This is a genomic window from Kribbella sp. NPDC006257 (assembly GCF_040613535.1).
Taxonomy (GTDB): domain Bacteria; phylum Actinomycetota; class Actinomycetes; order Propionibacteriales; family Kribbellaceae; genus Kribbella.
The window spans coordinates 1-24,488 of record NZ_JBEXSJ010000053.1 but is presented as its reverse complement, the minus strand read 5'-3'; the positions used below and the strand labels follow the sequence as shown (position 1 = coordinate 24,488).

Below are 24,488 nucleotides of genomic sequence, written 5' to 3'. Positions count from 1 at the left end.
TCAGGCGAGCGGGAGCCAGACCCGCATGGCACCGGGGCCGCGATTGGCCCAGGTCTGGTACGGGACGGCGGTGACGGTGACCGGAGTGCCGGTCGACGGAGCCGGGTCGTAGGGCTGGTAGAGGTTCGCGTCGAGTGGGCTGACCAAGGCAGCAAGACGCAGCCGTACGCCGTTCTGGCCGGGCTCTTCGACGATGGTTGCCGAGGGCTCCAATCGGAGCTGCTCGACCAGGATGCCTTCGGGTAGATCGGCCTGCTCCACGCAGTACACGAGTGGTCCGCGTTCGATCGCCACGCAGCCGCGCACCGCGTCGACACGGTCGTCGGCCCGGACCAGGCGCGGGGTCATCGGGAGGGTGAGGCGCACCGTGGCGCCGTCGTCACACGAGATCCGCAAGTAGTCGCCGGGGACCGGTTCGGCGAGGACCTTGCCTGCGGTCACGTCGACTGTGGCGCCTGCGGCCCAGGCCGGTACGCGGATCGCCAGCTCGCCGCCGCCTCTGACGGTGACCATTACGTCGCCGTCCCACGGGTAGCCGGTCTCCACCACGGCGGTCAGGTTGTCCGCAGTAAAGGTGCCTGCGGCAACGAGATGCAGCTGCAGACCGGTTGCGTCCGACGTGGCGGCATAGCCGTGCAGGGAGGCGTACAACCGGGCGAGGTTCGGTGGGCAGCAGGCGCAGTCGTACCACGGGAGTCGCTCGCTGGGAGCGTCCTCGCTGGAGCCGTCGTGGCCGGTCCGCAGCTGCAGCGGGTTGGAGTAGAAGAACGCGGTGCCGGTGTGCGATGTCGAGGCCGCGATGGCATTGAGCAGCGCGCGCTCCATCTCCTCGGCGTACCGGGCGTTGCCGGTGGCCAGGAGCATCCGCCAGCACCACTGCAGGGCGGCGATCGAGGCGCAGGTCTCGGCGTACGCGCGGTCCGGCGGAAGCTCGTACGGATCGCCGTACGCCTCGTCACGATGGCGGGAACCGTGGCCTCCGGTGAGGTACATCTTGGTGCCGAACGCGCTGTCCCACAGCTGCTCCATCGCCTGCAGGAGCGTGGCGTCGCCGTTCTCGAGGTACAGGTCGGTGACTCCCGCGGCCAGATACAGCTGGCGCACCGAGTGGCCGATCGCCTCGGTCGCCTCCCGTACCGGAAGGTGGTCCTGGTAGTACTGCGCTCCGAATCGGCCGGCAGGCAGGCTGCCGTGGCCGCGCCGTTCGACCTGGAGCTCGGCGGCGCGCAGGTAGGACTCTTCCCCCGTTTCGCGGTAGAGCTCGATCAGTGCGGTCTCGACCTCGGGATGTCCGTCGATGATCGGCCGGCCGTCATCGCCGAACTCACCCACGATCAGGTCGGCGACCCGCCGTGCGATCGCCAGGAAGCGCTCGTCGCCACCACCACGGTGCAGCGCGACCGCGGCCTGCATGAGATGCCCGGCGCAGTAGAACTCGTGGGTGAAGTCGGGGTGGCTGAACGGCTCCTCGTCCGGCTTTCCTTGCACGTAGGTGTTGAGGTAACCGTCTGCCTGCTGCACCTGCTCCAGCAGGTCCGCCAGCTCGGACAGCATCGGCACCCACCGGTCGGTGCCCGAGCGGCCCATCTCCCAGCCGATCGCTTCCAGCGTCTTGTAGAGATCGGAGTCGGCGAACCATGGCCCGCGGAACGCCTGCTGCGGAGCTTCCTCGGTCAGTCGGCGGAAGTTCGCGATGACGCCGGTCCGGTCGATGTTGTCCAGGCAGTGCGGAATGGTGGCCGCTGCGTTGACCTCTTGCCAGCCGCCGAGCAGCGATGCGGGATCCAGCCGGACAGCGCTCAGTGCCAGCGGATCGAGCGGCGCCCGCTTTCGCGGCGCGGCCGGGCCGAGCGTCTGCGGACGGGTCGGGGCCGAGCGAATGTTAGCGTTCACATTTTGCCTCTCGAAGCAGAGTGCCCAAGCAGGAAGAGAATGGTTTGGAAAATTTGAGAAAATTGTTTCCCGCCGGTCAACCTAGAACTTGCGCCTGCTCTCGTCAAGAGCTCATCTCGTCGGTGTACGGTAAGGAAAATCTTTTCCCATTGACCGCTGCGGTCCACAGAGAGCAGGAACGGCACCCATGACGGATGAACCCGGGTCCCCGGCCGGCACCGCTCGCCGGGTCGGCATCGTCGACGTCGCAGCCCGGGCGGGCGTCTCGGTGGGGACCGTGTCGAAGGCGCTGAACGGCAGCGGGCGGCTCCGGGACGAGACCCGCGCCCGGGTCCGGGCGGCCGCCGACGAGCTCGGCTTCACCCCGCTGAGCGCCGCGCGCAATCTGCTCGCCGGGCGCACGTTCACGGTCGGGGTCATCACGACCGACAGTTACGGCCGCTTCGGCATCCCGGTCATGCGCGGCGCCGAGGACTCCCTCGCGGCCGGCGAGATGATCGCCTTCCTGTGCGACGGCCGGGACGATCCGCTGCGCGAGCAGCACCACCTGGGCAAGCTGCTCGAACGCCGGGTCGACGGCATCATCGTCGCGGGCCGCCGGACCGATCCGCGCCGGCCGATCGGTGCGGACCTGCCCGTTCCCGTCGTCTACGCGTTCGCGCCGAGCAGCGACCCCGCCGACTGCAGCGTCGTCAGCGACGAACGGGGCGCCGCGCGGCTCGCGGTGGAGCACCTCGTCAAGACCGGCCGGCGGCGCATCGCCCACATCACCGGGCCCCAGTCGCACGCCTCGGCCAACGAGCGAGCAGCCGGCTTGGCCGAGGCGCTTGCCGCACACGACCTGGAGCCGGTCGGCGAGCCGTACTTCGGGGGCTGGACCGAGGCGTGGGGACGGTTCGCAGCGGCGCAGTTGTTGCGGACCCACGAGGATGTCGACGGCGTGTTCTGCGGCAACGACGTGATCGCGCGCGGTGTCACCGACGGACTGCGCGAGGCCGGGATCTCGCTGCCTACCCAGGTCGGCGTCGTCGGGGTCGACAACTGGGGGCTGGTGGCGGAGGCGGCCCGACCGCCGTTGACGACGGTCGATCTCGGCCTGGAGGAGATCGGCCGGCGCTCGGCCGAGCTGCTCCTCGAGGCCATCAACGGGCACGCCCAGCCGGGCATCCACGTCGTCCCCGGCCATCTGGTCGTCCGCGAGTCCTGAGCCGCAGGGAACCCGCAGGAGCGGCCCGGCGCACCGGAAGCGGTTCCGAAACTTCGGCTGCCTCTTGAATTAAGTAAGGAAGTTAGCTTTCCTTACCTGGTCGCCCGAATGCGCATTCCGAGATGCACTTCGGCGGCACCCGCCCCACAGACAACTTCAGAGGAGAGTCAGATGACTCGAGGAGTCGCCCCACTCCGACCACCACCCGGTCGCGGCCGCGTGTTCGCAGTGACCGCCGCGGCTCTGGTGGCCGCGGTGACCGCCACCGCGCTCACCGTCGCATCATCGCCGGATGCGAGCGCCGCGATCTCGCCGACCGGCTGGAACACCGTGGTGAGCAAGAACAGCAGCAAGTGCGTCGACGCCCGAGCCGGCGCGAGCACCAACGGAACCGCAGTACAGCAGCAGGCCTGCAACAGCACTACTGCGCAGCAGTGGCAGTTCCAGCCGACCACTGACGGCTATGTCCGCGTCAACGCGTTCAACAACGCGGCCGAGTCGCTCGACGTCACCAACGTCTCCACTGCGGACAGCGCGCCGATCCAGCTCTGGTCGTACAGCAACGGGCTGAACCAGCAGTGGCTGCCGGTCGAGGAAGCCGACGGCGCCTACCACCTGGTCAACCGCAACAGCGGCAAGTGTCTCGACGTTCCCGGCGCCTCGACCGCCGACGGACTCCAGCTGCAGCAGTACACCTGCAACGGAACTGCTGCCCAATCCTTCAGGGTCAACCCAGTGGACGGCACTCCCCCGACCGACCCGCCGACCGGCCAGCCCGACCTCGGCCCGAACGTCTCGATCTTCGACCCGTCGATGCCGGCGAGCACGATCCAGAACAAGCTGAACTCGGTCTTCAGCCAGCAGGAACGCAACCAGTTCGGCGAGCAGCGGTTCGCGCTGCTGTTCAAGCCCGGCACCTACAACGTCAGCGCGAATGTCGGCTTCTACACCCAGGTCGCCGGTCTCGGACTCACGCCGGACAGCGTGAACATCAACGGCGCGGTGCACGTCGAGGCCGACTGGTTCCCACCCCAGAACGCGACCCAGAACTTCTGGCGAGGTGCCGAGGGGCTGACCATCAACCCGCCCGGTGGGCTGGACCGATGGGCGGTCTCGCAGGCTTCGTCGTACCGGCGGAACCACCTCAAGGGCAACCTCGCGCTGGACGACGGCGGCTGGTCGAGCGGCGGTTTCATGGCCGATACCGTGGTCGACGGCCAGGTGCGGTCCGGCAGCCAGCAGCAGTGGCTCTCCCGGAACACCAACTGGGGCAGCTGGACCGGGCAGAACTGGAACATGGTCTTCGTCGGCGCCCAGAACGCACCGGCCGGTACCTTCCCGAACCCGCCGTACACGAAGGTCGCGCAGACCCCGGTGGTCCGCGAGAAGCCGTACCTGTACGTCGATGCCGCGGGCAACTACCAGGTGTTCGTCCCGGCCCTGAAGACGAACTCGGCCGGTCCTGGCTGGGTCGGCGGTAACCCGGCCGGACAGTCGCTGCCGATCAGCCAGTTCTACATCGCCAAGCCGGGAGCGAGTGCGGCGACGATCAACGAACAGCTTGCTGCCGGCAAGAACCTGCTGTTCACACCAGGCGTCTACCGGCTCAGCGACACCCTGCGGATCAACCGCCCGGACACCGTCGTACTGGGCCTCGGGCTGGCCACGTTGATGCCGACCAGCGGGACCCAGTCGATCACCGTCGCGGACGTCGACGGAGTGAAGATCGCCGGCCTGCTGATCGACGCGGCACCGACCAATTCGCCGCTGCTGATGGAGATCGGGCCGTCCGGTTCCTCGGCGAACCATTCGGCGAACCCGACCTCGCTGAGCGACGTGTACTTCCGGATCGGCGGTGCGGCCGTCGGCAAGGCGACCGAGACGCTGCGGATCAACAGCAACAACGTGATCATCGACCACACCTGGTTGTGGCGCGGCGACCACAGCTTCGGGGTCGGCTGGAACTCGAACACGGCGGCGACCGGACTTGTTGTCAACGGCAACGACGTTACGGCGTACGGGCTGTTCGTGGAGCACTACCAGAAGTACCAGACGATCTGGAACGGCAACGGGGGGCGGACGTACTTCTACCAGAACGAGATGCCGTACGACCCGCCGAACCAGAGCGCCTGGATGAACGGATCCACCCGCGGCTACGCGGCGTACAAGGTGGCTGATTCGGTCACCACGCACGAGGCGTGGGGGCTGGGCAGCTACTGCGTCTTCAACGACGATCCGAGCATCGTGGCGGATCGCGCGTTCGAAGTGCCGAACAAGGCGGACGTGAAGTTCCACAGCATGGTGACCGTGTCGCTCGGTGGAAAGGGCACCATCGCGCACGTCATCAACAACACGGGCGGGCCGTCCAACTCGGGCACGAACGTCGCTCAGGTGACGAGCTTCCCGTAACCGGTCAAGGGTTCGGTCGGGATCTGCCCCCCGACCGAGCCCTTCTCCCCAACGTCCTGCGGCTGTCAGGGTCCGCAGGGCGTTGCGGGTGACCTAAATGGCAACGACTCGACTACGGGAACTGCGCGCTCTGCGAGCACCCGTGAAGACACCTACCCCCTGCCAGGCTCTTGCTCCCCAGCCGCCGCTGCCGTGACTGTCGGTACGACGTGGTTGGGTTGGGCCGGTGGAGATCGAGGAGTTGTCCGAGCGGCTGGAGAAGTTGTCGGCCAGGTACGGCGAGTATCTGGGATTCGAACGGGACGGCGACTGGTTCCTGCTGAAACTCCAGGAGGAGGTCGGCGAACTCACCCAGGCTTATCTGCAGGTGACCGGTCGCGCCCGCATGAAAGGCCAGTCGGCCGAGGAGATCCGTGATGCGTTCCAGCTCGAGTTCGCCGACGTCTTCTGCCAGCTCCTGCTGCTAGCGCGGCACTTCGACGTCGACGTACCGCGCGAGATCGAACGCAAGTGGCTCTCCCACGAGACGACCTAGGCGGTAGCGCGGCCTGGTTGGGCCTGCTTGAGGAGGAAGGCGAGGACCACGACCGGCGCCAGGAAGACCAGGGAGCCGACGATGATCTCCGGCGCGACCGGAAGGGACACCGGGATCCGGAGCAGGCTGATCGCGCCGATGAAGCCGAACGGCCAGACCAGGATGCCGATCAGCTTCTCCCGGAGATTCCAGCGGTCCGAGGTCCAGAGCAGGAAGACCCCGATGAACCAGCCGAAGATGAACAGGCCGCCGAACATCAACAGCAGCAGCGTGATGACTTCGCGCGTGCGGATCCGCGGCCGGTAGCGATCGACCAGCACCAGTCCGTCGGTCGCCGCGGCGACGATCTCGTCGGGATCTCCGAGCCGCGCCAGCATCGCGCGCACCTCCGCCTCGGTGGAGACACCGGCCGCCCGTTCCTCGCTGATGTGCGCGGTGACTTCCTCGACGAGTTCCGTACGCCGGTTCGCCGGCAGCGGCTCGGCAGCCTTCCGGAGATACTCCAGGTAGGCGTCGACCAGCCGGTCCGCGTCGTTCTGCACGTTCGTCATCCCTGTCTCCCTCGCCCCAGTACGGTGTCGACCGAGTTGCGGAACCTCTCCCAGTCCGCGGTGAACGCGGCCAGCGCCTTTCGTCCCTCGGCAGTGCTCCGGTAGTAGCGCCGAGGCGGCCCGGACCCGGACTCACGCCAGGTGGTCTCGACCAGCCCCTCCCGCCGCAGCCGTGCCAGCAACGGGTAGATCGTCCCCTCGGTGGTGACCAGTCCGTCCACCTCGCCGAGCGCCTTGACCAACTCGAAACCGTAGCGCTCCTCCCCCTGTAACAACGCGAGCACGCAGAACTCCAGCGTCCCCCGCCGCAACTGGGTGAAGACCTTCTCCGCTACCATGCGATACAAGGTACCTGTCCGAACCCACAACCACCAAACACCGATCCCGCGCCCGGATGAGCGAGGGATCTGTGTCAGGCCTGCTTGGGCCGGACCGCGAACATGACGGCGATGATGAAGGACGGGATGATCAGCGCCCACTTCGGGCTGAGGCCGAGCAGGACCGGGGCCAGGCAGATCAGTAGCAGGTCGAAGCCGCGGATCGGCTGGGAGAAGAGCCCGGGCGGGATCGCGCCCATCGGCGAGGCGACGAGCGGTCCGCTGTACGACGGGGGTCGCGCGGACGCCTGGCGTACGACGCCGGTCAGGATCCCCACCCCGACTGCGAAGGCAGCACTCGCATTGCCGATCGCCGGGTAAGCCAGCAAGACCCAGACCAGCACGAAACCACCTGGTACTACGGACATCGCGACTCGCAGTTCGCGGAGATCCATGCCGAGGGCACGCACCAACCCGATGGATCGGCAGACCGACCGCAGTCCGTCCATCAGCGGCCGGACAGCTCCGAAGCCGGCCAGTCCAGCCGCGATGGGCACCAGTACGTCGTACCCGGTCCCGGCAACGGCGTACGGAACCACCAGGAGCCCGAATCCGACGATCAGGCGCCGCGGCCACCGGAGAATGCGGAGGAACTCGCGATGGACGATCGCCTGCACGTGCGAGCCTCGCCCGCGCCGTGAGTGCACCCGCCCGACAAGCCGCCAGTGCCGCCCGGCAACAACATCCGCCAGCAGACTGACGTCCATGGTGATAGCGGCACCAGCCATCCCAGCCAGCAACTCACCACCAGCAATGACACTCGTCCGACTCAGCCGGTTGAGGGAGCGAGCAGTGACTACGACCAGCGCCACCGCAACAACCAAGGCAACTGCGCCGAGTGCCAGCAGCCTGGCTTGATTGCCTGTAAAGGATGACTGATTCCCGATCTGGCCGTAGGCCACCCACTCTTGTTGCGGCCTGAGCGCCAGGATGACGGCGGGGATTGCTGCGAGTACCAGGAAGCCGTCGGCTACTCGTAGCGTCCAGCGGGAGCGTCCAGCTGTTTGCTGCGCCCACACCGTCACGCAAGCTGTGCAGACCAGTAGCAGTGTCGTCAGCACGGCGGCCTCGCCTACTGCGGACCAGCCGGCACCGAACAGCGCGAAGCCGACCAGTGCCGCCACCGCACCCGCTACTGCGGACACCAGCATCACCAGCCGGTACGACGGGCGCAGTAGCGAAGCCCGGTCGACAGGTGTTGCCAGCAACCAGAAGCCGGTCGCACGCGAAGCGGATACCGGACCCACGCTGAGCAGAACGCGCAACAGGGTCGACACGAGCAACGGCACCAGGATCCACGGCACTGTGTCGAGCAACCACGAGCATGAGCCCGTAGTACAGGCTGCTGAACGGTCGTTGAGCTTCAACAGGACGTTGCCGCCGGTGGCGCCGAGCATGGCGAGCGCGAAGGCGACGACGTAGATGTCCTCGAGCTGCTGCCAGATCGTGCGATCCGCCTTGCCCCGGCGGACCTTGCGCATCCACTTCCGGAGCTCCTTGGAGCGCGGGATCGGACCGAAGTCCGCCGGGTCGAAGACGACCGGCCCGTCCGGAACCGCAGCGCTCATGGCAGCGGGGTGAGCGCGACGGTCTCGTCGGCGACGGCGTCCACCAGCGTCGTGTCGTGGCTCGCGAAGAGGATCGACGTACCGGCCTTCTTCTCTTCCTTCAACCGCTCCGCCAGCCACGCGACCCCGGCGGTGTCCAGCCGTTGCTCCGGTTCGTCCAGCACCAGCAGCTTGCGCGGCCGGACGAGCGCCGTCGCCAAGGCGAGGCGCCGGCGCTGACCCGACGACAGCGAGCCCGGCAGCTGGTCGGCCGCCGCGAGCAGGCCGACGTCGTCGAGCAACGTGTCGACGAGATCCTCCGGCTCGGGGTTGCCGTGCGCCCGGGCCAGCAGGTCCAGGTGCTCGGCGGCGCTCAGGTCCGGGAAGAAGTCGAGGTCGTCGAGCAGCGACGCGACGTCGCGGCGGACCACCTCGGCCCGTTCGTCGATCGGCCGCCCGTCCAGCAGGATCTTGCCGGCCTTCGGCTCGGCCGAACCGACGATGCACTTGAGCACCGTGGTCTTGCCCGCCCCGTTCGGGCCGACCAGAGCGATCGCCCGGCCGGCCGCGAGGGTGAACGTGAGGTCCTCGATCACCTGGCGTTCGCCGTACAGGTGCTGGAGGCCCTGGACGGCGAGCCGGGGCGCGGCTTTGCTCATCGCTTGCGGACCAGGGTCAGTCCGTCGCCGATGCCGAGCATGACCACGTCGACGCGGTCGTCGTTGGCGATGTGCGCGTTGAACTCCTTGCGGTCGACCGGGTCGTCGGCGTGCTGCCCGACGACGCGGCCGCCGGCCAGCGTGTTGTCGAACAGCAGCAGCCCGTTCGGCCGGATCCGCGGCACCAGGTGCTCGAAGTACTCGATGTACCCGGGCTTGTCGGCATCCACGAAGGCCAGGTCGAACTCGCCGTCGAGCTCACCGGCCGACTTGTGCGCGTCGCCGATCCGCAGCTCGATCTTGTCCGCCACGCCGGCCCGCTCCCAGTAACGCCGGCCGATCGAGGTCCACTCGTCGCTCACGTCCAGGCAGATCAGCTCGCCGTCGGCCGGCAGACCGCGGGCGATCGCGAGCGCCGAGAAGCCGGTGAAGGTGCCGATCTCCACCGCACGCCGGGCCGAGATCAGCCGGGTCAGGGTGGTCAGCAGGGCGGCCTGGTCGGCCGTCGTCAGCATCTCCGAGACCCCACCCAGAGCCTGCGTCTCGGTCACCAGTTCGGTCGCGATCTCGTCCAGCGGCATCCCGTGCGCGACCATGTAGTCATGCAGTTCATCGGTCACCTGTACCTGACTGCCCATCGAATCCCGCCGTCCTCTTCGTCGTGGTTCGTTCGCCTGTAGTCTCTACGGGTTGCCCGAGCGCTCGACACCGACCCCTTCGTAGGAGACACCCGCATGCAGATCGCCGTCGCCGGATCGATCGCGACCGACATCCTGATGACGTTCCCCGGACGCTTCAAGGATCAGTTCCTCGAAGAGCAGATGCACAAGGTGTCGCTGTCCTTCCTGGTCGACGAACTGGTCGTGCACCGCGGCGGGGTCGGCGCGAACATCTGCTACGGGATGGCCCAGCTCGGCCAGCGCTCGCTGCTGATCGGTTCGGTCGGCGCGGACTTCACCGACTACGGCGCGGCGCTCACCGAGGCCGGCGTGGACGTCTCGCACGTGCGCATCTGCGACAACGTGCACACCGCCCGGTTCACCTGTACGACGGACCTCGACGCGAACCAGATCGCCTCGTTCTACACCGGCGCGATGGCCGAGTCGCGCGAGATCGACCTCGGCGCGATCCACGCCGCGACCGGTGGCATCGACCTGGTGCTGATCGGCGCCGATGACCCGGACGGCATGCTCAAGCACACCGCGCTGGCGAAGGCGAACGGCATCGACGTCGCGGCGGACCCGTCGCAGCAGCTGGCCCGGATGGAGGGCGAGCAGATCCGCGAGCTGATCGACGGCGCGGCGTACCTGTTCAGCAACGAGTACGAGTCCGGCCTGATGGTGCAGAAGACCGGCTGGAGCCACGACGAGATTCTCAGCAAGGTCGGCGTCCGGGTCACCACGCACGGCGGCGACGGCGTGGTGATCGAGAACGCGGACGGCATCATCGCGAAGATCCCGGCCGTGCCGACCCCCGGCCTGGTCGACCCGACCGGTGGTGGCGACGCCTTCCGGGCCGGCTACCTGACCGGTCGCGCGGCCGGCCTCGACCACGAGGCGGCGGCCCAGGTGGGCTGCACGCTGGCGACGACCGTGCTCGAAACCGTCGGCACCCAGGAGTACACCCTGGACCGCCCGACCTTCCTGGCCCGCCTCGCCTCGGCGTACGGCGAGGAGGCGGCCGCCACCGCGGCCACCACCCTCAAGCTCGGCTAGTAGTCAGTTGCCCAGGCGGGCCAGTACGCCCGTCTGGGCCAGTAGTGCGAAGCGGTCCGGGCAGCCCCAGTGCTCGACGATTTTGCCGTCGACGACTCGGGCCTGCTCGAACAGCGGGATGTCGATCGGGGCCCCGCTCGGCGGTCCGAAGAAGGCGCCTGTCGCGGTCCCCCTCGCCCGGCCGCGCGCCCAGACGGTGTCGCCCACGGTGACGGAGTCCTCGACCGTGTAGACGATGTCCGGCATCATCGCGTACACATCGCGGATCGCCTGTTTCACGTGCGCGATCGCCGCCGGACCGCTGCCCGCGAGGCCGAACTGGTGCTCGACGAGGTCCGGCGCGCACACCTCGTCGACGATCGCGTCGTTCCCGGTCGCGAAGCCCTCCTGCAGGATCCGTTCGAGGACCAGGAACGGCTCCGAGCGACGGTCCGACAAAACCTTGAAAGCAGCCACAGCTTCCCCCTGAATGTCTCGATGCACTATCTGTGCATTCGTTGCAGTAGTACTGCAGTGAACACATTGATAGTGTGCCCACATGGCCGAAGCTGTCAAGACGTATCGCCAGGAGCAGGCCGAGGCGACCCGGATCCGCATCGCCCAGGCCGCCCGGCAGCTGTTCGCCGCGAACGGGTACGGCGCGACGAGCATCGACGCGATCGCCAAGGAGGCCGGCGTGGCGACCCGGACCGTCTACTCGGCCTTCGGAACCAAGCGCGAGATCCTCTCGCTGATCTGCGATCTCTGGCTCAAGGACGCCCAAGCGATCGAGCGTGCGGGCGAGGTGTTCGCCATGACTGAACCTGCTGCCCGGATTCGGGGAGCTGCGAACTGGCTGACCAATCTGTACTCGGCCGGCTTCGACGTGGTGCTGATCTTCGAAGCCGCGACCGATGAGAGCGCGGAGACGCGCGCTCTCCTGCGGTCGAAGCTGGCCGGCCGCAATCAGGTGATGGACGCGATCATCGCTTCGCTCGACGAGGATCTGCGGATCCCGGTGAAGCAGGCGCAGGCGGTCTATCGAGCGCTGGCGGCTCCGGGCGTTTACCAGGAACTCGTCGACGAGTCCGGGTGGACGCCGGCCGAGTTCGAGGACTGGGTCGCCGAGTCTCTCCAGCGTCAACTGCTTGCGTAACCGCGCACGAGGGCTAAAGTGAACTGTACGTTCAGTTCACTTAGGAGAGATTCATGACTGAAGCAGTCGCAGCGGCGTCCGGTGAGTTCACCATCGGCGGTGACCTCACCGTCCGGCGGCTCGGATACGGCACCATGCAGCTCACCGGCGACGGCGTCTGGGGCGACCCGCGCGACCCCGACGAGGCGGTCCGGGTGCTGCGCCGCGCGGTCGAGCTCGGGGTGAACTTCATCGACACCGCCGACGCCTACGGACCGTTCACGGCGGATCTGTTGCTGAAGAAGGCGTTGCACCCGTACGCCGATGATCTGGTGATCGCCACCAAGGCCGGGTTCGCCCGGACCGGGCCGAACGGGTGGACGCCGATCGGCCTCCCGGCGTACCTCCGCCAGCAGGTCGAACTCAGCCTCCGGCACCTCGGCCTGGAGCGGATCGACCTGCTGCAGCTGCACCGGATCGACTCGAACGTGCCGGTCGCCGACCAGATCGGTGAGCTCGCGCAGCTCCAGCAGGAAGGCAAGATCCGGCACATCGGCCTGTCCCAGGTCAGCATCGACCAGGTCGAGGAGGCGTCCAAGACCGCGACCATCGTCTCGGTGCAGAACCTCTACAACCTCAGCCAGCGCGACGACGAGGATCTACTCGGGTACGCCGAGAAGAACAACCTCGGCTTCATCCCCTGGTTCCCGCTGGCCACCGGTGAGCTCGCCAAGGCCGGTGGACCACTGGCCAAGATCGCGCAGAACCACGACGCCACGCCGTCGCAGCTCGCCCTCGCCTGGCTGCTCAGGCGGTCGCCGGTCATGCTGCCGATCCCGGGCACGTCTTCGGTCGCGCATGTCGAGGACAACGTCAACGCGGCGAAGGTCGAGCTGACCGACGACGAGTTCGCCCAGCTCACGGCGGCGGTCGGCTGATGAGCATCTGGTTCGTCACCGGCGCGTCCCGCGGTTTCGGCGCCGGGATCGTGGCGGAGGCGCTTGCCCGAGGCAACCAAGTGGTCGCCGCGGCGCGGCGGCCTGACGAGTTGCAGCGGAGCGAGAACCTGTTGCCGGTGGCCCTGGACGTGACCGATGAGGACCAGGCACAGGCCGCGGTAGCCGCCGCCGTCAAGGAATTCGGCCGGATCGACGTGGTCGTGAACAACGCGGGTCGTGGATTGCTCGGCGCGGTCGAGGAGGCTTCCGACCAGGCCGCGCGAGCGATCTTCGACACCAACGTCTTCGGCGTACTGAACGTCCAGCGGGCGGTTCTTCCCGTACTACGTGCGCAGCGCAGCGGCCGGTTGATCCAGCTCAGCTCGGTCGGCGGTTTCACCGGTACGCCGGGATGGGGCCTCTACTCGGCAACGAAATTCGCCGTCGAAGGGTTCTCCGAGGCACTGCACGGCGAACTGGCACCGCTCGGCATCCACGTGACCATCGTCGAACCGGGGCTGTTCCGGACCGACTTCCTGGACGAGTCGAGCCTTCACCGGGCAGGCGAGATCGCTGACTACTCCGACACGGTTGGTGCGATGCGGCAGTCGTTGGCCGACTTCAATCACGCCCAGCCGGGCGATCCGGTCAAGGCCGCGCGAGCGATCGCCGACCTGGCGGAGCTGCCGGATCCACCTCTCCGGATCCAGCTGGGCGCCGACGCGGTCACCCGGGTCGAGGCGAAACTCGACTTCGTCCGGACCGAGCTCGAGCGGTGGCGGAAGGTCTCGCCGTCGACGGATCACGACGATGCTTGAGCAGTCCTCGCACCCACGCAGCGTCCGGGCGAAGGAGTCGGTGCTGTGCGCAACAAAAGAGCTGCTCGACGAAGGCGGCCTCGGAGCGGCGACGGTCGACGCGATCAGCGCCCGCTCCGGGGTCAGCAAGGCCACGATCTACAAACACTGGCCCTGCCGTACGGCGATCGCCGCCGAAGCCTTCGGCCGCCGGATGGCCGACGCGATCCCGTTGCCGGATGAGGGCACCGCGATCGCCGACCTCACCGAACAGGTCCGCCGGGTCAGCAAGTTCTACGCCGGCCCGAACGGCAAGATTTTCGCTCAGCTCCTCGCAGCCAGCGTTACCGATGAGGCCGCAGCCCCTTATTTCCGGGAGTTCTTCCTCGACACCCGCCGCGCGAACGTCGCCGAACTCTGGAACCGCGCGCTCGCCCGCGGCGAAGTCAACAGCGCTGTATCCGCCGGCACAGCCACCGACCTCCTCTTCGGCCCGCTCATCTTCCGGCTGATGACCGGGCACGCCCCGCTGGCCGAGCAGGAGGCGGAGGCCATCGCCACCGCCGCCCTGCACGGCCTGCTCAAAGCCAACTCTGCAGAGGACTACTGATCCTGAGGGCGTGCCCAGAGGCCGCGGACGTGGCCGATGTGGCGGCGCATCAACCGCTCGGCCCCTTCGGCGTCGCGCGCCTCGACCAGGTCCATCAGCTCATGGTGCTCGGCGGCTGACTGGCCCAGGCGACCACTCTCCACCAGCGGGGTAAGGCCCAGCAGGCGGGTTTGCGAGCGGAGGTCCGACACGACGTCAACCAGGCGGCGGTTGCCGCTGTAGGCGAGCAGGGTGACGTGAAAGACCCGGTCGGCTTCGATGTAGTCGATCAGGTTGCCCGCTTCCGCAGCGACGACGATGTCCTGGGCCAGGGTGCGCAGGTGCGCGAAGTCGTCGGCCGGAATGACCGGTACGACGTCGCGAATCGTCGGTGGTTCGATCAGTTGCCGGAGGGCAGCCAGGTCGTCCAGGTCCTCGTCGGACATCTCGGTGACCCGGAACCCCTTGTTCCGCAGCGAGATGACCAGGCCTTCGCGGACCAGATCGAGCATCGCCTCGCGGACCGGGGTCGCGGAGACCCCGAACCGGGCACCGAGGGTCGGCGCGGAGTACACCTGTCCCGGTTCCAGCTCGCCGGAGATCACCGCTGCCCGCAGTGCGTTCGCCACACTGTCGCGGAGGCTTTCGCGCTGCTCCAACGGCCGCACGCTCGGCTGCGCCCCCATCCGGTCATCTCCCTCGCTGCAAAGTCGTCCGCCCGACCACATTGTGGTCCACCCTGCCGGCGAACCCGTCAACGCCCTGCCGGTCAGCCCGGGCGCACTCCGCCGCCGATCGAGCGGACGAGGTCGGTCAGGTGGGTGAAGACGCGGTCCGAGCCGATCCCGTCATGCTCGTATTCGTTGGTCACCCAGGCCTGCAGGTTGCCGACCCGGGCGGCCGTCTCCAACTGCAGACCCGAGTCGACGTACATGTCGTCGTAGTACACCGCCGCTGCCACCGGGACCTCGTTCGCCGCGAGCCGGTCCAGGTCATACAAGCGGCTCCACTGCGGGCGAGCAGCGAGCAACTCGACGGCAGCCCGGAACGGTCGCAGTACGCGGATCTCCTCGAACATCCACGGGTACATCATTTCGCCGGTGAACAGCAGCGGCCGGGCCGACTCCGCGAACTGCGGCCGCGCCGACCGTTCCCGCTCAGCTGCCCAATCAGTTGCGCCGTCGCCCCACCCGTAGCAGGCCTCCTGCAGAGCGGCGAACAACGGCCCGTCACTGTACGACGAACGCACCATCACCTGGCTGAGGAACGTCTCCGACAACTCGTCACCGGCGAACGCCTCGTCGACCAGCCAGTGCATCCGCTCGTAGCCCGGCTTCATCCCGAAGTCGATCCCGAGCGACTGCAACCGCCGTACGGTGAGCTGGTCGCCGTCCGGCAACCGTACGTCGCCCGCCGCCAGGCGGTCCGCGATCGCCGCTACGCGCTGCTCGTCGTGCGGATACCGCCGGTAGTACTCGCGGTTCTTCGCCTCGACCCGGGGATAGGTCCGCCGATAGACCTCGGCCGCGTCCGGCTCCACCGAAGGCAGGCCGCCCGTGACATAGCAGGCCGTCAAGCCTTCCGGAGCCTGCGACAAGTAGGTCAGCGTGATGAACCCACCGAAGCTCTGCCCGAGCGTCGACCACTTCACGCCGCCGAAAACCGTCTTCCTGAGATGCTCGGCGTCGGCGACGATCGAGTCGGCCCGGAAATGCGTGAGGTACTCCGCCGCCAGCGCGGGCTTGTCGAAGGACTGCATCCGGCGCCCGTTGACCGGCGTACTGCGACCCGTGCCGCGCTGGTCGAGCAGGATCACCCGATAGGTCTTCAACGCCTGCCCGATCCAGCCGTTGGCGTCGATCGGCCGGGGCGACTTGCCACCCGGTCCGCCTTGCAGGAACACCAGACACGGCAGGTCCTCGTCCCGGCGTACCGGATCGACCAGCTCCCGCGCGAACACGGTGATCCGCTCGGCGCTCCCCGGATCCGACCAGTCCAGCGGCACCGAGATCTCGTGCTCGCGGACGTGCATGCCGGGGATCGTGTACGTCGTCATACGCTCGCCTTCCGCTCCTGCTCGTGCTGCCGGCGGCGCCGGTCCCACTCCGGGTTGATCTGCGGGACCGCCGCCAGCAACGTCTTGGTGTAGTCGTCCCGCGGATGGTCGAAGATCTCGTCGCGGGTGCCCAGCTCCACGATTCTGCCCTTGTTCATCACCGCCACACGCTGAGCGATCTGCCGTACGACGGCCAGGTCGTGCGCGATGAAGATGTAGCTGAAGCCGCTTTCGCGCTGCAACCGCAGCAGCAGCTTGATCACCTGAGCCTGGATCGACACGTCGAGGGCGGACACCGCCTCGTCGCAGATCACCAGCTTCGGGTTCACCGCGAGCGCCCGGGCGATGCCGATCCGCTGCGCCTGGCCGCCGGAGAACTGCGCTGGGTACCGCTGCGAGTGGTCCGGGTTCAGACCGACCCGCTCCATCAGTTCGCGGGCGAAGGCACGTCGGCCGCCGGGCACGGCGATGCCCTGATAACGCAACGGCGCAGTGACGATCCGTTCGACCGTGTACCGCGGGTTCAGCGACGAGAAGGGATCTTGGAAGACCACCTGTACGTCGCTCCGAAAGCGGGCCAGATCCTTCCCGGCGGCCCGGGTGATGTCCTGCCCCTCGAACTCCACGGTGCCCTGCGTCGGATCCAGCAGCCGCGCGGCGATCCGCGCGGTGGTGGACTTACCGCTGCCCGACTCGCCCACGATGGCCAGGGTCTCGCCGAGCGAGACGTCGAAGCTCACCTGGTCCACCGCCGTGAAGGCAGCCTTCGGCGCCAGCAGTCCGCCCTGTCCCCTGGTGACGAACTCCTTCGTCACCTCACGCAGCTTCAGTAGAGTCACGAGAGCACCTCGTCATCGATCCTCGGTACGGAGTCCAGCAACGCGCGGGTGTAGTCGTCGCGCGGGTCGGAGAAGATCTGTTCGGCCGTGCCGTACTCCACCGGATCGCCGGCACACATCACCAGCACGCGCTTGGCGATCGAGCTGATCACCGCCAGGTCGTGCGTGATGAAGATCAGGCCGGTCCCGGTCTCCGCCTGCAGTTCGGCCAGGAGCTCGAGGATCTGCGCCTGGACCGTCACGTCGAGCGCGGTGGTCGGTTCGTCCGCGATCAGCAGCGCCGGCGAGCAGCACAGCGCCATCGCGATCATGATGCGCTGCCGCTGACCACCGGAGAACTGGTGCGGGTAGTGGTCGACCCGGCGAGCGGCGTCCGGGATCCGCACCTGCTCGAGCGCCTCGATCGCCACCCGGCGGGCGTTGCGCCGCGAGCCGCCCCGATGCGCGCGATAACCCTCCTCGATCTGCAGACCGACGGTGTAGTACGGATTGAGCGACGACAGCGGGTCCTGGAACACCATCGAGATCGCGTTGCCCCGCACCTGCCGCAGCTCCGCCTCCGACCGGCCGAGCAGCTCCTGGCCGTCGAGGCGGATGCTGCCGCTGGTCCGGGCGCCGGGTGGCAACAGGCCGAGCACGGCCAGCGCCGTCATCGACTTGCCCGAACCGGACTCGCCGACGATGCCGAGGGTGTCGTCCCGGCCGACCGTGAAGGACACGTCGCGGACGACGTCGACCGGCCCGCGGCTGGTGGGCAGGGTGACCGTGAGGTCCTCGACCACGAACAGTGCTTGCGTCATGTCGACGTGACCCTCACTCTCGGATCCAGTGCGGTGTAGACGAGATCGACCACAACGTTGCCGACGACAACGAAGAAGGCGGCCAGCAGGGTGACGGCCATGATCACCGGCTGGTCGTTCTTCGCGATCGAGTCGGCGGCCATCTTCCCGATCCCGTTCAGCCCGAAGACGGTCTCGGTGATCAGGGCGCCACCGAGCAAGCCGGCGAAGTCCATCCCGAAGATCGTCGTGATCGGGGTCAGGGCCGGTCGCAGCGCGTGCCGGCGCAGGATGAGTGATCGGCTGAGCCCCTTGGCCCGGGCCGTCCGGAGGAAGTTCTCCGCCAACGTGTCGATCACGTTCGCCCGGGTCAACCGTGCGTACAGGCAGGCATAACCGACCGCCAGGACGGTCCAAGGCATCAGGTACGACTCGAACCACAGCATCGGGTTCTCGCTCAGCGGCGGCGCCGACGGGAATGGCAGCACCTGCAGCTTGACCACCAGGACGTACTGCAGCACGAGCGCGAGGACGTAGTTCGGCACGCTCACGCCGGTGAGCGCGAGCGCCATCGCGCTCCGGTCCCACCAACTCCCCTGCTTGAGCGCGCTGATCAGGCCACCGATCACTCCAGCGAGGAGCCACAGCACGGCAGCTCCGACAGCGACGGTGATGCTGACCGGCAACCGGGTGGTGATCATCGACCAGACCGACTCGTTGGTCTGGAAGCTGTACCCGAGACAGGGCGCCGGACAGTGCACCGTGCCGTAGTCCCGGCCGGCGAGGATGCCCTGCAGGAAGTCCCAGAACTGGGTGAGCAACGGCTGGTTCAACCCGAGCATCGTGCGGATCGAGTCGATCCGGTCCGGCGTACAGGTCTTGCCACAGATCATCACCGCGGGATCGGGCGACAGCTTGAAGAAGATCACGTAGGTGAACAGGCAGACCGCCAGCAGGATGACCAGTACGCCGGCGAGCCGGCCGAGAACGTAGCGGACCATCAGGACGCCTCCCCCGCATCGATCACGGTGCGGATCTTGTCCCCGAGCACCGTCAGCGACAGCACGGTGAGGAACAGGGACGCACCGGGGATGGCGAAGAACATCGGGTCGACGGAGTACCAGCTCACCGAGCCGGAGATCATCTGCCCCCAGGACGCGGTCGGCGGTGAGACGCCGACGCCGAGGAACGACAGTCCTGCCTCGGTGCCGATGTAGCCGGGAATGGCCAGCGTCGTCATCACGATGATCGAGCCGCGCAGGTTGGGCAGGATCTCGCGGAACACCACCGCGGTGTTCTTCGCCCCCGACGCCCGCGCGGCCTCGACGAACTCCCGGTTCGCCAGTGTCATCGTCTGGCCGCGGATCACCCGGGCCAGATACGGCCAGCCGAACGCGCTGATCACCGCGACCAGCAGCACCGGGCGGTTCCCGGCCGGCAGCGACGACAGGATCGCGATCATGAAGATCAGCGCCGGGAACGCCATCAGGAAGTCCATCAGCCGGGAGATCACCTGGTCCACCCAGCCGCGGTAGAACCCCGCCAGCATCCCGAAGACCACGCCCAGAACACCGGTCAGCACGGTGGCGGACAACGCGATCGTGATCGACACCCGCGCGCCGTAGACGACCCGGGCGAACAGGTCCCGGCCGTTCTGCGGCTCGACGCCGAACCAGTGCCGGCCACTGATCCCGCCGAGCGCACCGTGCGGCACCCCGCCCAGATCGGAGTTGATCGCGGCCGAGTCGAACTCGTACGGTCCCCAGCCGCTGATCTTCGTGATCAGCGGCGCGAACACGGCCATCGCAACCACCAGCAGCAGGAACGCGACGCAGCACAGCGCGGCCTTGTCCCTGCCGAGCCTGGTGAGGATCCGCCGGGTCGAGGTCGGCGGGCCTACCGGCTGCCCCGCCTCCTCGACCTCGAGTAGCGTCGGGGTCGTTGTCATCGGCTACTTCCCGGCGTCCGTCAGGCCCACCGAAACCAGGTCGATACCGCCGGAGAAGCCGTCGTGCAGGTAGGCGCCGGCGATGTTGCTGCCGACGACGGTGACGACCTTCTCGTAGAGCAGCGGAACGACCGGGGCCAGCTTCATGATCTGCTTGTCCAGCTCGCCGTAGGCAGCGTTGGCCTGCTGGAGATCCGTCATCGCCGCGATCTCGTCGATCCGGCTGTCGACGCCCTTGTCCTGCAGCTGGGCCAGGTTGGAGTTGCCCTTGGCAACGATGTGGCGACCGTCGAACAACGGCGGCAGGAAGGTCGCCCCGGACGGCCAGTCCGGGCACCAGCCGGTGATCGCGGCCTCGTGCTGCTGCGACGGCGTACCGATCACCTCGTAGTAGGTCGAGCTGTCGATCGGGTTGACCTTGACGGTGATGTTCAACGGTTTCAGGGCCTGCTGAATCGCGACTGCCATCGCCACCATCTTCGGCTGGGCTCTGGTGTCGAGCATCATCCTGAATCCGCCCTCCAGACCTGCCCCGGCCAGTAGCTTGCGCGCTGCCTCCAGGTCGCCCTTCCCGTCCTGGCTCGGGTACGGGTCGTAGTCCACCCGGCCGACCACCGTCGGCGGCTGGATGCTCGTCGCCAGTTCGGCGAGCGTCGAACCACCGACGGCATCGCGGACGGTCTGCTTGTTCACGGCGAAGTTGATCGCCTGCCGCACCCGGACGTCACCCAGTGGCTTCTTGGTGGTGTTCAGGCCCATGTACGTCGTGCAGCCGCCGAGGCCGGACAGTGTGCGCTGCTTGAGCTGCGGCGTCTGGACACGGGCGACCGTGGCGGCCTGGATGGTGCCGGCGATCGCGTCCGCGTCGGTGCCCTGACCGGCGATCATCCGCTCGTCGATGGTGGCGCCGTCGAGTCCGAACGTCCACTGGAACCCGTCCGGCTTCGCGGCCCGGACGCTGTCGGTCTTCGCGTCCCACTTGTCGTTGCGGACCAGCTTCAGCGACGCACCCGGCTTGTACTGCGCGACCTTGTACGGCCCGGACGCGATCGGCTTGGAGTCCAGCTCGTTCCCCGCCCCCTTGCCGGCCGGCACCGGGACAAACGTGTTCTGCGCGACCACGCTGCCGAAGTCGGCGTACGGCTTCTTGAGGTGGAAGACGACGGTCTTGGCATCGGGCGTCGCGATCGTCGCGAGGGCGCCTGACTTGTAGGGACCCTGATAGCTCGCCGGAGCGTCGATGATCTGCTTCGCGTACGGCGAGCCGATCCCCAGCTCGGGATCCCAGGCCCGGGAGACGCCGAACTTCACGTCGGCGCTGGTGATCGGTGCGCCGGTCTCGAAGAACAACCCGCTCTTCAGCGTGAAGGTCCAGGTCTTGCCGCCGTCTGTCGGCTTGCCGGTGTCGGTCGCCAGGTCGGGGACGATCTTGGTGCCCTCGGCGCCTGGTGCCGCACCTTGCGTCGTCAGGGTCCGGTAGATCAACCGGTAGAAGTTGTTCACACCGCCGTCGAATCCGCGGGCGGGGTCGAGGTGCGAGAAGCCCGCGTTCGCGAGCACCTGGACGACGCCGCCCTGAGCGGGCTTGCCGCCCGGGCCGGCAGTGGTCTGCCCTGAGCCGCTCGCAGCACCCGAACAGGCACTGAGCACCAGCGTGCCGGACAGCGCGAGCCCCACCAGCATGGTCGATCTCTTCATCTGCCTTCTCTCCGTTCGTGGGCTTCGACGAGCCCCAGATGGTGATGTCACGACTGCCGCAACCAGACCCGCATCGCCGCCGCCTCGCGGTTGCCCCAGAGGAAGTAGGGAACGAGCCTTGCCTGCACCGATTCGGCCGGGCTGACGTCGGCCGGTTGGCCGGTCAGCACCGGATAGAGCTCTGGCGCCGGCGGCTGCGCGCGACCGGCCGTCACGTCGAGAACGACCTGACCCGGCGTACCGTCGACGACTTCGGCCTGTACTGCGTGCGCCTGCGCCACCTCGGCCGGCCCGACCACGAGGTCATCGACGGCGACCGCGACGTCTTGTTGCTCGAGGCAATAGATGAGTGGACCGCGCGCCACCGCCAGAGCGCCGCGGGTCGCGTCGAGGTACGGATGCGAACCGTGCGCGCGCGGTGTCATCGGCAACACCAAGCGCACCTGGTCCCCCGCGGCGAACCGGCGGCTGATGGTCAGCCAGCCCTGGTCAGATCGGTTGCTGATGGCAACGCCGTTCACGCTCACCTCTGCCTCCGTCGCCCAGCCGGGGATCCGCAGAGCGAGGGCTGACTCGTCGTCGGTCGCGCGGTCGACGGTGATCGTGACGTCGCCGTTCCACGGGTACGCCGTACGGACGGTGACGGCGAGGTCGTCGGTCGCGATCCGCGCGTCGGCGTACTGGCAGAGGAAGAGCGTGCCCTTCTGCTCGGCGGCCAGGTAGTCCTGCAATTGCGCCATCCAGCGGATGATGTTGGGCGGACAGCACGGGCAACCGAACCATGACCGGCGCAACGGTTCGCCGCCGCTCTCGGCTCCGCTGCGCTGCTCGTGATCGGGACGGCGCTGCAACGGATTGTCGTAGAAGAAGCTGGTCCCGGTCGCGGAAAGCCCTACTGCATAAGCGTTGTAAAGCACGGTTTCGAACACGTCCATGTACTTCGAACCGCCGCTGGCCAGGAACATCCGCCAGGCCCACTGCATGGTCGCGATCGCCGCGCAGGTCTCGCTGTAGGCGCGCTCGGAGGGCAGCTCGTACCGATCGCCGATCGCCTCGTCGGAGTGACGGCTGCCGAGACCGCCGGTGAGGTAGAGCTTCGTCGCCACCATGTCGTCCCAGAGCCGTTCCAGCGCGGTGAACAGCGACGCGTCGCCGGTCTCGAGGTGCACGTCAGCAGCGCCGGCGGCGAGATAGGCCATCCGTACGGCGTGACCGGTAACGGCCGGCAGCTCCCGGAACGGCGCGTAGTCCTGGAAGTACTCGGCCGGGAACGTACTGCGTTCCAGGTTGCCCCGGCCGCGCCGCTCGACGAACAACTGTGCCTGGACGAGGTAGTCCTCGACACCGGTCTCGCGGTAGAGCTCGACCAGGGCCATCTCGACCTCCGGGTGACCGCAGACCACCGGCTCCCCCGTTGCGCCGAACTTCCGGACGACGAGGTCCGCGAACCGGCGCGCCACCCCGAGTAGTCGCGCGTCGCCGAGCTGACGATTCGCGGCGACCGCAGCCTGGATCAGATGGCCGAGGTTGTAGAGCTCATGTCCCCAGGCAAGGTCTTCCCAGGGCTTCTTCGTCGATCCCGGGTCCTGGAAGAACGAGTTCAGGTAGCCGTCCGGCGCTTGGACTTGCTCCAGAAGTCCGACCACTTCGTCGAAGAAGTCCTGTGCGGCGGGCGGCGTTTCGTCGTTCCCGAGTTCATAGGCCAGCCCTTCGAGCGTCTTGTAGAGATCGGTATCGAGAAACGGGTAGCGCCCGCGGTAGGCGCCCCGGGTGGGATCGATCAGCCGACGCAAATTGTCGACGTTGCCCGCTGCCCGCAACTCGCCCAACGCATGCGGCACAGTCGCCTCCCGATTACGCCGCTGCCAGTCCCGCAACACCCCACCCGTGAGCTCGACCTCATCCGTGCGCAGCGGCCTCAGCGCACCCGCGCCAGTACGCACCGCACCTGCGCGCTCGGCCGGGCGGCTGGGACTCATCGGACCTTCAGTACCGTGTGACATTGCACTGACCCTAGGTCGCTCGCACGGTTACCGCTAGCCATTACCGAAAATTGTCCGAAGGGTGACCGTGGAAAGATCCCGCCATGACGAGACGAACCCGTTGGTGGGCGGCCGGCGTACTGGTCGTGGGTCTAGGCCTCATGACCTGGCTACTCGCCGTCGGCTCGACGCATCACTATCGCGACGACGACACCGACCGCTACGCGTGCAACGCCGTCCTCGGCCCGGTGCGGAACGGTTCGGACTACCCCGCGTACTACAAGAGCATCGACGGGCGCACGGACAAGCTCGACTTCGAGGACGACCTCCGCCTTCGCGACGCCCACGCCGAACTCACCGCGAGTTGCGATCGCCACCGCCAACGCCGAATCGGCCTGAGCCTGCTACTGCTCATCCCAACAGCAGTAGCCGCCAGCTACCTCCTCACAACCCGCCGCCCACCCGCCCAATAACCACCGTCACAGCCGCCGCCGTACGAACGGACATGAGGTATCCCCCAAAAACCACCGTCACCCCACCCACCCCAAGCGCAACCCCCGCCCCTCAACCAGACACCTCATGTCCGTCGGCACACCCCCGCCCCCCCGCCCGCGTAGATGCGCCTCCGGCTATCCGAGCGGCTCAGCTCCTCTTGTGATGCTCAACCCCCTCCCATAGCAGGGTGCGAACCCCAACACCGAGAGCGAGGCACCTCTTCGCAGAAGAATCGGGGTAGGTCGGCCCCGAATCGACCGGCCCGGGCGACCCGACCCCACCCGGCCCACCCCCCCCACGCCCCCCCACCCACCCACAGAAACGGGCACACCACCACCCACACCCACGACGAAGAGGAGA

At 67.8% G+C, this 24,488-nt stretch carries 24 protein-coding genes; 9 read left to right on the top strand and 15 right to left on the bottom strand.

What is annotated here, in order from left to right; all coding sequences use genetic code 11:
• Entirely contained in the window at positions 1–1,893 is a 1,893-nt protein-coding gene (locus ABZ004_RS38030) for a beta-L-arabinofuranosidase domain-containing protein (protein ID WP_355686781.1), read from the bottom strand.
• A 187-nt stretch (positions 1,894–2,080) separates the two neighbouring features.
• Between ABZ004_RS38030 and ABZ004_RS38025 the strand changes: the two genes are divergently transcribed.
• From ABZ004_RS38025 to ABZ004_RS38015, 3 genes are all read left to right on the top strand, one after another.
• Complete coding sequence (locus ABZ004_RS38025; RefSeq protein WP_355686779.1) at positions 2,081–3,100, top strand: LacI family DNA-binding transcriptional regulator; 1,020 nt, start codon at positions 2,081–2,083, stop codon at positions 3,098–3,100.
• A gap of 171 nt (positions 3,101–3,271) precedes the next feature.
• Positions 3,272–5,509 (top strand): RICIN domain-containing protein, encoded by a 2,238-nt coding sequence (locus ABZ004_RS38020; RefSeq protein ID WP_355686777.1) that lies wholly within the window; start codon positions 3,272–3,274, stop codon positions 5,507–5,509.
• A gap of 226 nt (positions 5,510–5,735) precedes the next feature.
• Positions 5,736–6,044: a pyrophosphatase gene (locus ABZ004_RS38015; protein WP_355686776.1), complete on the top strand. Its 309-nt coding sequence runs from the start codon at positions 5,736–5,738 to the stop codon at positions 6,042–6,044.
• On the opposite strand, the gene ABZ004_RS38010 is transcribed toward ABZ004_RS38015, so the two are convergent.
• From ABZ004_RS38010 to ABZ004_RS37990, 5 genes are all read right to left on the bottom strand, one after another.
• Positions 6,041–6,595, bottom strand: a complete 555-nt coding sequence (locus tag ABZ004_RS38010) for a hypothetical protein (protein WP_355686775.1) — start codon at positions 6,593–6,595, stop codon at positions 6,041–6,043. The two genes, ABZ004_RS38015 and ABZ004_RS38010, sit on opposite strands and share 4 nt — an antisense overlap.
• Positions 6,592–6,933, bottom strand: coding sequence for a PadR family transcriptional regulator (locus ABZ004_RS38005; RefSeq protein WP_355686773.1), 342 nt, complete (start codon positions 6,931–6,933; stop codon positions 6,592–6,594). The genes ABZ004_RS38010 and ABZ004_RS38005 overlap by 4 nt, the downstream gene beginning before the upstream one ends.
• A 74-nt stretch (positions 6,934–7,007) precedes the next feature.
• On the bottom strand, positions 7,008–8,540 hold the full coding sequence (locus ABZ004_RS38000) for a DUF6297 family protein (protein WP_355686771.1): 1,533 nt from the start codon (positions 8,538–8,540) through the stop codon (positions 7,008–7,010).
• Positions 8,537–9,178 carry a heme ABC exporter ATP-binding protein CcmA gene (gene ccmA / locus ABZ004_RS37995; protein ID WP_355686769.1) on the bottom strand — a complete coding sequence of 214 codons (642 nt, stop codon included), beginning with the start codon at positions 9,176–9,178 and terminating at the stop codon, positions 8,537–8,539. The genes ABZ004_RS38000 and ccmA overlap by 4 nt, the downstream gene beginning before the upstream one ends.
• Positions 9,175–9,816: a class I SAM-dependent methyltransferase gene (locus tag ABZ004_RS37990; protein WP_355686767.1), complete on the bottom strand. Its 642-nt coding sequence runs from the start codon at positions 9,814–9,816 to the stop codon at positions 9,175–9,177. The genes ccmA and ABZ004_RS37990 overlap by 4 nt, the downstream gene beginning before the upstream one ends.
• A 96-nt stretch (positions 9,817–9,912) precedes the next feature.
• On the opposite strand from ABZ004_RS37990, the gene ABZ004_RS37985 reads away from it, so the two are divergent.
• Positions 9,913–10,893, top strand: a complete 981-nt coding sequence (locus ABZ004_RS37985; protein WP_355686765.1) for a carbohydrate kinase family protein — start codon at positions 9,913–9,915, stop codon at positions 10,891–10,893.
• A 3-nt stretch (positions 10,894–10,896) separates the two neighbouring features.
• Here ABZ004_RS37985 and ABZ004_RS37980 read toward each other — a convergent pair whose 3' ends face one another.
• Complete coding sequence (locus ABZ004_RS37980; RefSeq protein WP_355686763.1) at positions 10,897–11,349, bottom strand: ester cyclase; 453 nt, start codon at positions 11,347–11,349, stop codon at positions 10,897–10,899.
• Positions 11,350–11,431: 82 nt separating this feature from the next.
• On the opposite strand from ABZ004_RS37980, the gene ABZ004_RS37975 reads away from it, so the two are divergent.
• The 4 genes from ABZ004_RS37975 to ABZ004_RS37960 are packed head-to-tail and all read left to right on the top strand — an operon-like array spanning position 11,432 to position 14,352.
• The gene (locus ABZ004_RS37975) at positions 11,432–12,028 is read left to right on the top strand and encodes a helix-turn-helix domain-containing protein (RefSeq protein ID WP_355686762.1); all 597 of its coding nucleotides are present in this window, start codon (positions 11,432–11,434) and stop codon (positions 12,026–12,028) included.
• Between the two features lie 53 nt (positions 12,029–12,081).
• A complete protein-coding gene (locus tag ABZ004_RS37970; RefSeq protein ID WP_355686760.1) occupies positions 12,082–12,945 on the top strand; it encodes an aldo/keto reductase in 864 nt (287 codons plus the stop codon).
• Positions 12,945–13,763, top strand: coding sequence for an oxidoreductase (locus ABZ004_RS37965; protein ID WP_355686759.1), 819 nt, complete (start codon positions 12,945–12,947; stop codon positions 13,761–13,763). Before ABZ004_RS37970 ends, ABZ004_RS37965 begins: the two co-directional genes overlap by 1 nt.
• Positions 13,756–14,352 (top strand): TetR/AcrR family transcriptional regulator, encoded by a 597-nt coding sequence (locus ABZ004_RS37960; protein ID WP_355686758.1) that lies wholly within the window; start codon positions 13,756–13,758, stop codon positions 14,350–14,352. The genes ABZ004_RS37965 and ABZ004_RS37960 overlap by 8 nt, the downstream gene beginning before the upstream one ends.
• On the opposite strand, the gene ABZ004_RS37955 is transcribed toward ABZ004_RS37960, so the two are convergent.
• The 8 genes from ABZ004_RS37955 to ABZ004_RS37920 all read right to left on the bottom strand — a co-directional run bounded on the left by ABZ004_RS37955 (position 14,346) and on the right by ABZ004_RS37920 (position 23,630).
• Positions 14,346–15,017 (bottom strand): GntR family transcriptional regulator, encoded by a 672-nt coding sequence (locus ABZ004_RS37955; protein WP_355686756.1) that lies wholly within the window; start codon positions 15,015–15,017, stop codon positions 14,346–14,348. The genes ABZ004_RS37960 and ABZ004_RS37955 overlap by 7 nt on opposite strands.
• Positions 15,018–15,100: 83 nt before the next feature.
• Complete coding sequence (locus ABZ004_RS37950; RefSeq protein ID WP_355686754.1) at positions 15,101–16,387, bottom strand: alpha/beta fold hydrolase; 1,287 nt, start codon at positions 16,385–16,387, stop codon at positions 15,101–15,103.
• Positions 16,384–17,226 carry an ATP-binding cassette domain-containing protein gene (locus ABZ004_RS37945; protein ID WP_355686753.1) on the bottom strand — a complete coding sequence of 281 codons (843 nt, stop codon included), beginning with the start codon at positions 17,224–17,226 and terminating at the stop codon, positions 16,384–16,386. The genes ABZ004_RS37950 and ABZ004_RS37945 overlap by 4 nt, the downstream gene beginning before the upstream one ends.
• On the bottom strand, positions 17,223–18,026 hold the full coding sequence (locus tag ABZ004_RS37940; RefSeq protein ID WP_355686751.1) for an ABC transporter ATP-binding protein: 804 nt from the start codon (positions 18,024–18,026) through the stop codon (positions 17,223–17,225). Before ABZ004_RS37940 ends, ABZ004_RS37945 begins: the two co-directional genes overlap by 4 nt.
• Complete coding sequence (locus ABZ004_RS37935) at positions 18,023–19,006, bottom strand: ABC transporter permease (RefSeq protein WP_355686749.1); 984 nt, start codon at positions 19,004–19,006, stop codon at positions 18,023–18,025. Before ABZ004_RS37935 ends, ABZ004_RS37940 begins: the two co-directional genes overlap by 4 nt.
• Positions 19,006–19,953: an ABC transporter permease gene (locus tag ABZ004_RS37930; RefSeq protein WP_355686747.1), complete on the bottom strand. Its 948-nt coding sequence runs from the start codon at positions 19,951–19,953 to the stop codon at positions 19,006–19,008. The genes ABZ004_RS37935 and ABZ004_RS37930 overlap by 1 nt, the downstream gene beginning before the upstream one ends.
• Positions 19,954–19,956: 3 nt before the next feature.
• Positions 19,957–21,651 carry an ABC transporter substrate-binding protein gene (locus ABZ004_RS37925; protein ID WP_355686745.1) on the bottom strand — a complete coding sequence of 565 codons (1,695 nt, stop codon included), beginning with the start codon at positions 21,649–21,651 and terminating at the stop codon, positions 19,957–19,959.
• A 47-nt stretch (positions 21,652–21,698) separates the two neighbouring features.
• Positions 21,699–23,630: a beta-L-arabinofuranosidase domain-containing protein gene (locus ABZ004_RS37920; RefSeq protein ID WP_355686744.1), complete on the bottom strand. Its 1,932-nt coding sequence runs from the start codon at positions 23,628–23,630 to the stop codon at positions 21,699–21,701.
• Between the two features lie 107 nt (positions 23,631–23,737).
• Here ABZ004_RS37920 and ABZ004_RS37915 point away from each other — a divergent pair, with 107 nt between their 5' ends.
• Positions 23,738–24,106, top strand: coding sequence for a hypothetical protein (locus ABZ004_RS37915; RefSeq protein ID WP_355686742.1), 369 nt, complete (start codon positions 23,738–23,740; stop codon positions 24,104–24,106).
• The last annotated feature ends 382 nt before the right edge of the window (positions 24,107–24,488 follow it).